At 61.2% G+C, this 12,266-nt stretch carries 13 protein-coding genes and 1 riboswitch; of the genes, 6 read left to right on the forward strand and 7 right to left on the reverse strand.

Translation table 11 applies throughout. The features are described 5' to 3' along the window. The 5 genes from thiS to J9788_RS24575 form a co-directional block, all read right to left on the reverse strand. Entirely contained in the window at positions 1-201 is a 201-nt protein-coding gene (gene thiS / locus J9788_RS24555; RefSeq protein WP_016929423.1) for a sulfur carrier protein ThiS, read from the reverse strand. Beyond that, positions 198-947 (reverse strand): HesA/MoeB/ThiF family protein, encoded by a 750-nt coding sequence (locus J9788_RS24560; RefSeq protein ID WP_046897429.1) that lies wholly within the window; start codon positions 945-947, stop codon positions 198-200. Before J9788_RS24560 ends, thiS begins: the two co-directional genes overlap by 4 nt. Beyond that, positions 940-1,590, reverse strand: a complete 651-nt coding sequence (gene thiE / locus J9788_RS24565) for a thiamine phosphate synthase (protein WP_046897430.1) — start codon at positions 1,588-1,590, stop codon at positions 940-942. The genes J9788_RS24560 and thiE overlap by 8 nt, the downstream gene beginning before the upstream one ends. Then, a complete protein-coding gene (gene thiC / locus J9788_RS24570; RefSeq protein ID WP_046897431.1) occupies positions 1,583-3,526 on the reverse strand; it encodes a phosphomethylpyrimidine synthase ThiC in 1,944 nt (647 codons plus the stop codon). The genes thiE and thiC overlap by 8 nt, the downstream gene beginning before the upstream one ends. Before the next feature lie 114 nt (positions 3,527-3,640). After that, positions 3,641-3,765: riboswitch (TPP riboswitch) on the reverse strand. 39 nt (positions 3,766-3,804) lie between these two features. Beyond that, a complete protein-coding gene (locus tag J9788_RS24575) occupies positions 3,805-4,308 on the reverse strand; it encodes an Rsd/AlgQ family anti-sigma factor (RefSeq protein WP_019456431.1) in 504 nt (167 codons plus the stop codon). Positions 4,309-4,409: 101 nt separating this feature from the next. Here J9788_RS24575 and nudC point away from each other — a divergent pair, with 101 nt between their 5' ends. From nudC to J9788_RS24605, 6 genes are all read left to right on the forward strand, one after another. After that, on the forward strand, positions 4,410-5,177 hold the full coding sequence (gene nudC, locus J9788_RS24580; RefSeq protein ID WP_182265800.1) for an NAD(+) diphosphatase: 768 nt from the start codon (positions 4,410-4,412) through the stop codon (positions 5,175-5,177). A gap of 38 nt (positions 5,178-5,215) precedes the next feature. After that, positions 5,216-6,280, forward strand: coding sequence for a uroporphyrinogen decarboxylase (gene hemE / locus J9788_RS24585; protein ID WP_046897432.1), 1,065 nt, complete (start codon positions 5,216-5,218; stop codon positions 6,278-6,280). 9 nt (positions 6,281-6,289) lie between these two features. Further along, on the forward strand, positions 6,290-6,976 hold the full coding sequence (gene nfi, locus J9788_RS24590; protein ID WP_046897433.1) for a deoxyribonuclease V: 687 nt from the start codon (positions 6,290-6,292) through the stop codon (positions 6,974-6,976). A gap of 48 nt (positions 6,977-7,024) precedes the next feature. Further along, positions 7,025-7,615, forward strand: a complete 591-nt coding sequence (locus tag J9788_RS24595; RefSeq protein ID WP_046897434.1) for a YjaG family protein — start codon at positions 7,025-7,027, stop codon at positions 7,613-7,615. A 189-nt stretch (positions 7,616-7,804) separates the two neighbouring features. Beyond that, entirely contained in the window at positions 7,805-8,077 is a 273-nt protein-coding gene (gene hupA, locus J9788_RS24600) for a nucleoid-associated protein HU-alpha (protein WP_004929874.1), read from the forward strand. Between the two features lie 36 nt (positions 8,078-8,113). Further along, entirely contained in the window at positions 8,114-8,785 is a 672-nt protein-coding gene (locus tag J9788_RS24605; RefSeq protein WP_080350182.1) for a DUF1481 domain-containing protein, read from the forward strand. 49 nt (positions 8,786-8,834) lie between these two features. Here the strand turns inward: J9788_RS24605 and purD are convergent, their stop codons facing one another. Together purD and purH are read right to left on the reverse strand one after the other, a co-directional pair. Continuing rightward, complete coding sequence (purD, locus tag J9788_RS24610) at positions 8,835-10,118, reverse strand: phosphoribosylamine--glycine ligase (RefSeq protein ID WP_046897436.1); 1,284 nt, start codon at positions 10,116-10,118, stop codon at positions 8,835-8,837. Positions 10,119-10,166: 48 nt separating this feature from the next. Beyond that, positions 10,167-11,756, reverse strand: coding sequence for a bifunctional phosphoribosylaminoimidazolecarboxamide formyltransferase/IMP cyclohydrolase (gene purH, locus J9788_RS24615; protein ID WP_108680059.1), 1,590 nt, complete (start codon positions 11,754-11,756; stop codon positions 10,167-10,169). Positions 11,757-12,266: the final 510 nt, after the last annotated feature.

The raw sequence follows: 12,266 nt of genomic DNA on the forward strand, positions 1-12,266 counted from the left end.
TCAGCCTCCGGCGATCGCTTGAAACAGCAAAATGTCGTCACCGTCCTGCACCTGATGGTCGGCCCAGTCGGCGCGTGGGATGATGGTTTGGTTGATCGCCAGCGCGGTGCCCGGCTGGTGGCGTTCCAGCTGGGTCAGCAGGGCGGCGACGCTGAGCGGCTGCGCCAGCTCCAGCGGTTGGTCGTTCAGACGGATCTTCATGCGGCGCCTCCGCATACCGGGCAGGCGCGGGCCCGGCTCAGCTGCAGCGTGCTCCAGCTCTGCTGCTTGCCGTCGAACAGCCGCAGCTTGCCACTGAGGGAGGAAGGCATGCCGGCCAGCATCTTGATGGCCTCCAGCGCTTGCAGAGTGCCGATCACGCCCACCACCGGGCCGAGCACCCCGGCGGTGCGGCAGTTGCGCTGCGGTTCTTCCTGCTCCGGGTACAGGCAGGCGTAGCAGCCGTGCGCATAGGGCGGCTCGAGCACCAGCAGCTGGCCGCTGAAACCCACTGCGCTGCCGCTGATCAGCGGCTTGGCGGCGGCGATGCAGGCGGCGTTGACCTCATGGCGGGTCGCCATGTTGTCGCAACAGTCCAGCACCAGATCGGCGCGGGCGACCGCGTCGCGCAGCGCTTGCCCTTGCAGCCGCTGCGCCAGCGGGATGGACTCCACCAACGGGTTCAACGCCTGCAGATGGCGTTGCGCCAGCGCCGCCTTGCCGGTGGCGGTATCGGCGCTGCGGTACAGGATTTGCCGCTGCAGGTTGGTGACGTGCAGCTGGTCGTCGTCGGCCAGCAGCAGCGTGCCGACGCCGGCGGCGGCCAGATACAGCGAAGCCGGGGATCCCAGCCCCCCCAGGCCGACGATCAGCACCGTGGCGCGCTTGAGTTTTTCCTGACCTTCCGGGCCGACATCCTCCAGCAGCAGCTGGCGGCTGTAGCGCAGGAACTCCCGATCGTTAAGCATCGTTCGGCTCCTTACCTTCGATCAGCCGCAGCAGTTCGGCCGTCGCCGCACGCCAGTCCGGCGCCTGGGTGATGGCGCTGACCACCGCCACGCTGCCGACGCCGCACGCCAGCACCGCCGGCACGCGATCGATACTGATCCCGCCGATCGCCACCGTCGGATAATCCGCCAAACCGGCGATGTGGCGTTTCAACTCCGCCAGCCCCTGCGGCGCCGAAGGCATGTCTTTGGTCTGAGTGGGGAAGATGTGCCCCAGCGCGATGTAGGAAGGTTTCACCGCCAGCGCGCGCGCCAGCTCGGCATCGTCATGGGTGGAAACCCCCAGCCGCAGCCCGGCGCGGTAGATGGCCGCCAAATCGGTGGTATCGAGATCTTCCTGGCCCAGATGTACGCCGTAGGCGCCGTGCTTGATCGCCAGCCGCCAGTAATCGTTGATGAACAGCCGTGCCTGATAACGCCGGCCCAGCGCGATGGCGGCGGCGATATCCTCTTCGACCTGCTCGTCCGGCAGATCCTTGATGCGCAGCTGGATCGTGGTAACGCCGGCCTCCAGCAGGCGAGCGATCCACTCAACGCTGTCGACCACCGGGTAGAGCCCCAGTTTGTGAGGCGTCGCCGGGAAGGGGGTAGTGATATCAGTCATTGCTGGTCTCCTCTTGCAGTGAGGCGGCGCTGTGATAGAGGTCGCTGCCGCGGGCGCGGAACTCGGCGGACATTTTTTCCATGCCGGTCAGCTGCACCTCGATCGGTTTGGCGGCCTCTTGGGCGGCGGCATAGTCGCGCACCTCTTGTGAAATCTTCATCGAGCAGAATTTCGGTCCGCACATCGAGCAGAAGTGAGCGATCTTGCCGGACTCCTGCGGCAGGGTTTCGTCGTGATAGGCGCGCGCGGTGGCCGGATCGAGCGCCAGATTGAACTGATCTTCCCAACGGAATTCGAAGCGCGCCTTGGACATGGCGTTATCGCGGATCTGCGCGCCCGGATGGCCTTTGGCCAGATCGGCGGCGTGGGCGGCGATCTTGTAGGTGATCAGGCCCTGTTTGACGTCCTCTTTATTTGGCAGGCCGAGGTGCTCTTTCGGCGTGACGTAACACAGCATGGCGCAGCCGAACCAGCCAATCATCGCCGCGCCGATGCCGGAGGTGAAATGGTCATAGCCCGGGGCGATATCGGTGGTCAGCGGGCCAAGGGTGTAGAACGGCGCTTCGTGGCAATGTTCCAGCTCTTCGGTCATGTTGCGGCGGATCATTTGCATCGGCACGTGGCCCGGACCTTCAATCATCACCTGTACGTCGTATTCCCAGGCGATTTTGGTCAGCTCACCCAGCGTATGCAGCTCGGCGAACTGGGCCTCGTCGTTGGCGTCCTGAATCGAACCGGGGCGCAGGCCGTCGCCGAGCGACAGCGAAACGTCGTAGGCGGCGCAGATCTCGCAGATTTCACGGAAGTGCTGATAGAGGAAGTTTTCCTGATGGTGCGACAGACACCATTTGGCCATGATCGAGCCGCCGCGCGACACGATGCCGGTCAGGCGTTTGGCGGTCATCGGCACGTAGCGCAGCAGCACGCCGGCGTGGATGGTGAAGTAGTCGACCCCTTGTTCAGCCTGTTCCAGCAGCGTATCGCGGAACATCTCCCAGGTGAGGTTTTCCGCCACGCCGTTGACCTTCTCCAGCGCCTGGTAGATCGGCACGGTGCCGATGGGCACCGGGCTGTTGCGCAGGATCCATTCGCGGGTTTCGTGAATGTAGCGGCCGGTGGAGAGATCCATCACGGTGTCTGCGCCCCAGCGGGTGGCCCACACCAGCTTCTCCACCTCTTCTTCGATCGACGAGGTGACCGCCGAGTTGCCGATATTGGCGTTCACCTTCACCAGGAAATTGCGGCCGATAATCATCGGCTCCGCCTCAGGGTGATTGATGTTGGCGGGAATGATGGCGCGGCCGGCGGCCACTTCCTGACGCACGAACTCCGGCGTGATGTTGTCCGGCAGGTTGGCGCCCCAGCTTTGGCCCGGATGCTGGTGGCGCAGCACCTCACCGCGAATGCGTTCGCGCCCCATGTTTTCACGGATGGCGATGAACTCCATCTCCGGGGTGACGATGCCGGCGCGGGCATAGTGCAGTTGGGTGACGCGCTTGCCCGGCAGCGCTTTGCGCGGCAGCGGCAGGTGTTCGAAGCGCAGGTGATCCAGCCCTTCGTCCGCCAGCCGCTGTTGGGTGAAGCCGGAACTGGCGCCGCTCAGGGCCTCGGTATCGCCGCGCGCGTCGATCCAGCCGGCGCGCAGCTTGGCCAGGCCGGCGTGCACATCGAGCTCGGCCTGCGGATCGCCGTAGGGGCCGGCGGTATCATACACCGGGATCGCTTCGTTCTGTTCATACTGCGGGTTATCTTTGCTGCCGCCGACCAGGGTCGGGCTGAGCTGAATTTCGCGCATCGGCACCTGGATATCGCGGCGCGAGCCCTGCAAGTAGATGCGGCGAGAGTTCGGGAAAGCCATGCCTTGCAGCGTGTCGATAAACTGCTGGGCGGCTTCGCGTTGCGCTTTACGGGCGCGCGGTGGATTAACGTTAGACATAGCAAGTTCCTACCAGTGTGTTGGGTTGGGAAAGTTGCTTGTCTGGAGCTCGGAGGGAGTAATGATGGTGGCCGATAAGGCTGGGCGCCCGCAAGGGAAAGGCCGTGCCTGTGGCGATAGATTACTCTTGTTCCCTTCGCGGGTATTAACCCGATCAGGTTCCGCGGATCCCGAATTAACGGTCTCAGCCTGGCTGATTCGATGAACAAATCAGGCGCTAGGCACTCCGACAAGATGCCCCCCAGTATAGGAGGGATAAGAAAAAAAACTATAAAATTTTAACGCGCCGGATCCAGCGCCTGGTCCGGCAGCGGTTGCTGCGCGGCCTCCGCTTCCAACAGGATCAGCTTATCTTCCAGCGCAAAGCGCGCCGCCAGCGTTTCGCCGATATCCGACAAGGCCTGATGGAATTCCAGACAAACCTCCTGATCGATATCCACTTCGGTATAGCGATCGTGGAACGCCATGATCTGTTCGGTGTTGGCCCACAGCTTGGGGTAGATGTTCACCGCCAGCGACATTTTCGGACTGGCTGCGCCTTCCACTTGTTTGATAATTCTGTCATAGATATGAAAATGCCCTGCGGAGAGGTAATCCACCAGGTTATGGCAAAAGTTCTCCAGCGCTTTTTCATTCAGCGGCGTATGCTTTTCTTTATTCGGTTTGAGGCCTACCAGCGTGCAGTAGGCGACCAGCAACTGCTTGCGGGCCTGAAGCCATTGATCAACTAATTCATTACTACCGCCAACGCGCTGAGTCAGCCTTTCCAAACGGTTGAGCATGTTTGACTCCGTGTAAGTAACAAAAGTAACCGGTAAGTTATTAAAATGTAACAAAGCCGATTTGTAGAGTGCCAGTGAAGCTGAGGTTGTGCAACAACGATATGGAACTTGCATTAACGGGCAATGAAAACGGCTGGTGGATCGTCAGCCATGAAAGCAAACTTTGGTTACCGAACGGTGAATTGCCGTCAGGGACGGCCTCTGCCCTCGGGCTGCAGGGCCACATGGCGCGCGTCATCGGTGAGTGGGAGGGCGCGCCGGTCTGGCTGGTGCGCCAGGCGATGCCGCGGGAGATGGGATCGGTGCGTCAGCTGTTGGATCAGGATCGTGGTCTGTTCCAGCTTGCCGGGCGCGGCGTGCAGCTGGCGGATTTCTACCGCTCCCATCGCTATTGCGGCTACTGCGGCCATGAGATGCATCTCAGCCGCACCGAAAGCGCCTGCCTCTGCGGCCACTGCAAAGAACGGTACTACCCGCAGATTGCGCCCTGCGTGATCGTCGCCATTCGGCGCGACGATCAGATCCTGCTGGCACAGCACGTGCGTCATCGCGGCGGTATCCACACGGTGCTGGCCGGTTTCGTCGAAGTGGGCGAAACGCTGGAGCAGGCGGTGGCGCGCGAAGTGATGGAAGAGAGCAATATCGAAATCAAGAACCTGCGCTACGTCACTTCACAACCCTGGCCGTTCCCACACTCGCTGATGATGGCCTTTATGGCCGATTACCATCAGGGCGACCTTCGTCACGATCCCAAGGAGCTGCTCAACGCAGGCTGGTATCGCTACGACCAACTGCCGCTGTTGCCGCCGCCCGGCACCGTGGCGCGCCGGTTGATTGAGGACACCGTGGCGCTGTGCCGGGAAGAATAATGTACAATGGCCGGCAGATTATTAAGGGAGCCCCATAAATGACTGAGTTGAAGAACGATCGCTACCTGCGCGCGCTGTTGCGCCAGCCGGTGGATGTGACCCCCGTATGGATGATGCGCCAGGCCGGTCGTTATTTGCCGGAGTACAAGGCGACCCGCGCCCAGGCCGGTGATTTCATGTCGCTGTGCAAGAACGCGGAGCTGGCCTGTGAGGTTACGCTGCAGCCGCTGCGCCGCTATGCACTGGACGCCGCCATTCTGTTCTCCGACATTCTCACCATTCCCGACGCCATGGGGCTTGGCCTGCACTTTGAAGCCGGCGAAGGCCCGCGTTTCAGCTCACCTATCACCTGCCGTGCCGACGTCGACAAACTGCCGGCGTTCGATCCGGAAGTGGAGCTGGGCTATGTGATGAACGCGGTGCGCACCATCCGCCGCGAGCTGAAGGGCGAAGTGCCGCTGATCGGCTTCTCCGGCAGCCCGTGGACGCTGGCTACCTATATGGTTGAAGGCGGGAGCAGCAAGGCCTTCACCAAGCTGAAAAAAATGATGTATGCCGAACCTGCCACGCTGCACCTGTTGCTGGACAAGCTGGCGGACAGCGTGATCCTGTACCTCAACGCCCAAATCAAGGCCGGCGCGCAGTCGGTGATGGTGTTCGACACCTGGGGCGGGGTGCTGACCGGGCGCGATTACCGCGAGTTCTCGTTGCACTACATGCACAAGATCGTCGATGGCCTGCTGCGTGAAAATGACGGCCGCCGCGTGCCGGTGACGCTGTTTACCAAAGGCGGCGGGCAGTGGCTGGAGGCGATGGCCGCTACCGGCTGCGATGCGCTGGGGCTGGACTGGACCACCGATATCGCCGACGCGCGTCGGCGCGTGGGCGACAAAGTGGCGCTGCAGGGCAATATGGATCCGTCGATGCTCTATGCTTCTCCGGCGCGCATCGAGGAAGAGGTGGAGACCATTCTGGCCGGTTTTGGCCACGGCAACGGTCATGTGTTCAACCTGGGCCACGGCATCCATCAGGATGTGCCGCCTGAGCACGCCGGCGCCTTCGTCGAGGCGGTGCACGCGCAGTCGGCGAAATACCACCGTTAAGGATTCGATGTGACCGATATGCAGGCCCTGCGCGCCGAACAGCTGCGGCGCGCTGCTGAAGTCATTCGCTACGACGATCTGCCGGCCGAACCGCCGGCCTTCATCGCCGGCGCCGACGTGGGCTTCGAGCAGGAGGGGGCGGTGACGCGTGCCGCCATCGCCATACTGCGCTATCCGTCGCTGGAGCTGGTGGAATATCAGGTGGCGCGCATCGCCACCGTCATGCCTTATATCCCGGGCTTCCTGTCGTTTCGCGAATACCCGGCGCTGTTGGCCGCCTGGGCACAGCTGCGGCAAAAGCCGGGGCTGATCTTCGTCGATGGACATGGCACTTCACATCCGCGGCGCCTCGGCGTCGCCAGCCATTTTGGCCTGCTGGTCGATGTACCGACCATCGGCGTGGCCAAGAAGCGCCTGTGCGGCAAATTCGCGCCGCTGGAGGCCGCCGTCGGCGCGCTGGCGCCGTTGGAAGATAAGGGGGAACAGCTGGGCTGGGTATGGCGCAGCAAGGCGCGCTGCAACCCGCTGTTCATCTCTACCGGTCACCGCGTGGGCGCCGACAGCGCGCTGGCGTGGGTGCAGCGCTGTATGGCGGGCTACCGTTTGCCGGAGCCGACCCGCTGGGCCGATGCCATCGCTTCGCGCCGTCCGGCGTTTCAGCGTTGGTTGCAGCAGCATCCGGAGGTGTCGCCATGAGCGATTTCGGGTACACTGCGCCGCAGATAACGCGTAAGAGAGTAAAGCATGCTACGTAACCCGATTCATTTACGTCTGGAACGGCACGAGGCTTGGCAACATTTGACCTTTATGGCCAGTTTGTGCGAGCGTATGTACCCGAATTACCAGATGTTCTGCAAACAGACCGAGTTCGGCGATCCGGCGGTTTATCGCCGCATTCTGGATTTGGTGTGGGAAACGCTGGTGGTTAAGGACGCCAAGGTCAACTTCGACAGCCAGCTCGAGAAGTTGGAAGAGGCGATTCCGTCGGCGGAAGATTACGATCTTTACGGCGTTTACCCGGCAATTGATGCCTGTATCGCATTAGGGGAACTGATCCATTCGCGGCTCGGCGGGGAGACGCTGGAGCACGCCATCGCCATCAGCGAAACATCGATTCGCACCGTGGCGATGTTGGAAATGACCCAAGCCGGTAGGGAAATGACCGACGAAGAGTTGGGAAGTTTGCCGGCGGTAGAGGAAGAATGGGACATTCAATGGGAAATTTTCCGCCTGTTGGACGCCTGTGAAGAGCGCGATATAGACCTGATCAAGGGGCTGCGATCCGACCTGCGAGAGGCCGGTATCAGCAACATCGGGATAAATTTAGCGCAATAAGGCAACAAAACGTGATTTAACGCCTGATTTGTCATGCCTTAAGGCTTCACATCCGCACCCTGTCTGGTCTACATTTGGGGGGCGTAAAAAAAGTGGCTATCGGTGCGTGTATGCAGGAGAGTGCTGTCAATCGGCATATCCGTCGCACTCGATGCTTTGCAAACGATAAACACACTGTAAGGATAACTTATGAACAAGACTCAACTGATTGATGTAATCGCGGACAAGGCTGACCTTTCCAAAGCACAAGCTAAACTGGCTCTGGAATCCACCCTGGCTGCTATTACTGAGTCTCTGAAAGAAGGTGATGCAGTACAATTGGTTGGCTTCGGCACTTTCAAAGTAAACCATCGTAGCGAGCGCACTGGCCGCAACCCACAGACTGGCAAAGAAATCAAAATCGCAGCAGCCAACGTGCCTGCGTTCGTTTCTGGCAAAGCACTGAAAGACGCTGTTAAATAAGACCGCGCCTCGGTGAAAAGATTAAACAGAGGGGCGATGGCGCCCCTTTTGTTTACTCGTCGGGTGCTCATGGCCGCCGGCATCGCCCTCGGTCTGAGCGCCTGCAGTTTCCATTCCGATATTCCCAGCTTTACCGCCAGCGGCTTTGTGGCCGATCAGGGCGTGATACGCCTGTGGCGTAAAGACGATGAGCAACATCGTCCGCAGGTGCTGGTCAGCGTCTATAGTCCCTACCGCGGACCGGGTACCATCACCACGCTGTACACCTATCAGGGCGACGTGCTGCGCCAAATCAAACGCAACGACGCCGACGGCGATCGAGATTCCATTCAACTGCGCTTTGCCGATGACGGCACGGTGAGCTTTATGCAGCGCCAGCTGGCGACACGCCGCGAACCGCTGACCCGCGATGAAATCGCCCTGTATCAATATCAGGCGCGACGGATCCTCGAAGTCAGCAATGCGCTGCGCGCCGGCAAGGTCAAATTGCTGCAGGGGCGTTGGTTGCAGGGCGAAGTGCAAACCTGCGACGGGCAGCGCTTAAAACCCGGGTTGGATGCCTCCGCCATCGCCTGGATCGAAAAACGCGCCCGCAGCAGCAGCCGGCCGGTGAGCGTCGCCTGGTTGGAAGGGCCGGAAGGCAGCGAGCTGCTGCTGGTGGCGAACGACGACTTCTGCAGCTGGGAACCGAAAGAAGACCAGCTATAAAAAAGGCCCCGCGCTGCGGAGCCTCTTGTCATGACCTTATCAGGTCAAATCACTTGCCGCGCGCAATCGCGCGATAACCGATATCTTTGCGGCAGAAGCTGCCCGGCCACTGGATGCCTTCCGCCAGCTGATAGGCGCGTTGTTGCGCCTGCGCCACGGTGTCGCCCAGCGCCGTCACGCACAGAACGCGACCGCCGTTGGTGACGACGTCATCGCCCTGCAGGCGCGTGCCGGCATGGAAGACCTTACCGTCGGCGCTTTCCTGTTGCGGCAGCCCCTGGATCACCTCGCCGTTGCGATAGTCACCCGGATAACCGCCGGCCGCCAGCACCACGCCGAGCGCAGGGCGCTCGTCCCAGTCGGAGGTTTTCTCGTTCAGGCGGCCTTCGGCTCCCGCCAGGCACAGTTCCACCAGATCGGAACGCAGGCGCAGCATGATCGGCTGGGTTTCCGGATCGCCGAAACGACAGTTGAATTCGATCACCTTCGGCTGGCCGTCGGCGGCGATCATCAGGCCGGCGTAAAGGAAGCCGACGTAGGTGTTGCCTTCCGCCGCCATGCCGCGCACCGTCGGCCAGATCACCTGATCCATGGCGCGCCGGTGGATTTCGTCGGTCACTACCGGTGCCGGGGAGTAAGCACCCATGCCGCCGGTGTTCGGGCCGGTGTCGCCGTCGCCGACGCGCTTGTGGTCCTGGCTGGTGGCCATCGGCACCACGTTCTCGCCGTCGACCATCACGATGAAGCTGGCTTCTTCGCCGTCGAGGAACTCTTCCACGACGATGCGATGGCCGGCGTCGCCGAAGGCATTGCCGGCCAACATGTCGCGCACCGCCTCTTCCGCTTCCTGCAGCGTCATCGCGACGATCACGCCCTTACCGGCCGCCAGGCCATCGGCCTTGATGACGATCGGCGCGCCTTTGCTGCGCACGTAGGCCAGCGCCGGCTCCACGTCGGTGAAGTTTTCATATTCGGCGGTCGGGATGCGGTGGCGCGCCAGGAAATCCTTAGTGAAAGCTTTGGAGCCTTCGAGCTGTGCGGCGGCCTGCGTCGGGCCGAAGATTTTCAGACCGGCGGCCTGGAAGGCGTCGACCACGCCAATCACCAGCGGGGCTTCCGGCCCGACGATGGTCAGACCGATGTCATGGCTCTGGGCGAAAGCGACCAGGGCGGGGATATCGGTGGCGGCGATCGCCACGTTCTCCAGATTGGCTTCCAGCGCGGTGCCGGCATTGCCCGGCGCAACGTAGACTTTATCCGCCAGCGGAGACTGGGCGGCTTTCCAGGCCAGCGCGTGCTCGCGCCCGCCGTTGCCGATAATCAAAATGTTCATCAGGGGCTCCACGAATGGCGTGCGCCGAAGCGCACGCGGCAAAAGGAATTAATGGCGGAAGTGACGCATGTCGGTGAAGATCATCGCAATGCCGTGTTCGTTGGCGGCGGCGATCACTTCGTCGTCGCGGATCGAGCCGCCAGGCTGGATCACGCAGGTGATGCCAACCGCCGCTGCGGCGTCGATGCCGTCGCGGAACGGGAAGAAGGCGTCGGAGGCCATGGCGGAGCCTTTTACTTCCAGCCCTTCGTCGCCCGCTTTGATGCCGGCGATCTTGGCGGAGTAAACGCGGCTCATCTGGCCGGCGCCTATGCCGATGGTCATGTTGTCACGTGCATAAACGATGGCGTTGGATTTCACGAACTTGGCCACTTTCCAGCAGAACAGCGCGTCACGAAGTTCCTGTTCGGTCGGCTGGCGCTCGGATACCACGCGCAGATCGGCGGCGGTCACCATGCCCAGATCGCGATCCTGCACCAGCAGCCCGCCGTTGACGCGCTTGAAGTCCAGCCCCGCCACGCGTTGCTGCCACTGGCCGCAGGCCAGCACGCGCACGTTCTGTTTGGCGGCCAGCAGGGAGCGCGCTTCCTGGGTGACGTTTGGCGCGATGATCACTTCCACGAACTGACGGCTGATGATCGCCTGCGCGGTGGCGGCGTCCAGCTCGCGGTTAAAGGCGATGATGCCGCCGAAGGCGGAAGTCGGGTCGGTTTGGTAAGCGCGCTCATAGGCGGCCAGGATGTCGTCGCCGATCGCCACGCCGCAAGGGTTGGCGTGTTTGACGATCACGCAGGCCGGTTCGGCGAACTCTTTCACGCATTCCAGCGCGGCGTCGGTATCGGCGATGTTGTTATAGGAGAGTGCTTTGCCCTGCAGCTGCTCGGCGGTCGCGACGGACGCTTCCTTTACCTCTTCTTCTATATAGAAGGCGGCCTGCTGGTGGCTGTTCTCACCGTAGCGCATATCCTGCTTCTTGATGTAGTTGAGGTTCAGGGTGCGCGGGAAGCGGCCGGACGGCTGCTCGGTCTCGCCGTGGTACGCCGGCACCAGCGCGCCGAAGTAGTTGGCGATCATGCTGTCGTAGGCGGCGGTGTGTTCGAAGGCCTTGATGGCGAGATCGAAACGGGTGGCATAGCGCAGCGAACCGTCGTTGTTGTCCATCTCGGTAATGATGGCGGCGTAGTCGCTGCTCTTCACCACGATGGCGACGTCTTTATGGTTCTTGGCGGCGGAGCGCACCATGGTCGGGCCGCCGATATCGATATTTTCGACCGCGTCTTCCAGCGAGCAATCCGGGCGCGCTACGGTTTGGGCGAACGGGTACAGATTGACGACCACCATGTCGATAGGCTGGATGTCATGCTGATTCATGACCGCGTCGTCCTGGCCGCGGCGGCCGAGGATACCGCCGTGAACTTTGGGATGCAGGGTCTTAACTCGTCCGTCCATCATTTCCGGGAAGCCGGTGTAGTCGGAAACTTCGGTAACGGGCAGACCGGCGTCTGCCAGCAGGCGGGCGGTGCCGCCGGTGGAGAGCAGTTCAACGCCGCGCTGGGAAAGCGCTTCGGCGAATTCAACGATACCGGCTTTGTCAGACACGCTGAGCAGAGCCCGGCGGATTGGACGAGGTTGTTGCATGGTTTTATCCCTTGGCTTTGAGTCGCAATTAAAGAGCGTTACGTGAATGTCTACCTCGTTCTCTCTATAAAGCGCGGTTTTTTGCCTTATAAAGGGAGGGACAGGCACAAATTCAGGTAACGCCCCCGTAAAAAGGGGGATCGTTTCGTCGCGGGGAATTGTAGCGAAAACGTTTGCGTGGCGCTCGTAAATTTTCCGTACAAATCGCATCTGTGGATAACACTGTGTGCAAGTGGGTATAAAGCGGGGTTTTGCTGTGGAATGCAGCTAACGATCGTTTTTGCTGAAAATACCTGTTGCGGCCTGCGAGGAACTCCCTATAATGCGCCTCCATCGACACGGAACATGTGAACAACTTCACAGAGTATCCGGGGGTCGCAGAGAAAAATCCTGAAAATTAGGGTTGACTCTGAAAGAGGAAAGCGTAATATACGCCACCTCGAGTTAGCAAGCGAAAGCGCCTAACTCACTGCTCTTTAACAATTTATCAGACAATCTGTGTGGGCACTC

The organism is Serratia sp. X10 (assembly GCF_017811775.1).
Lineage (GTDB): Bacteria > Pseudomonadota > Gammaproteobacteria > Enterobacterales > Enterobacteriaceae > Serratia > Serratia ureilytica.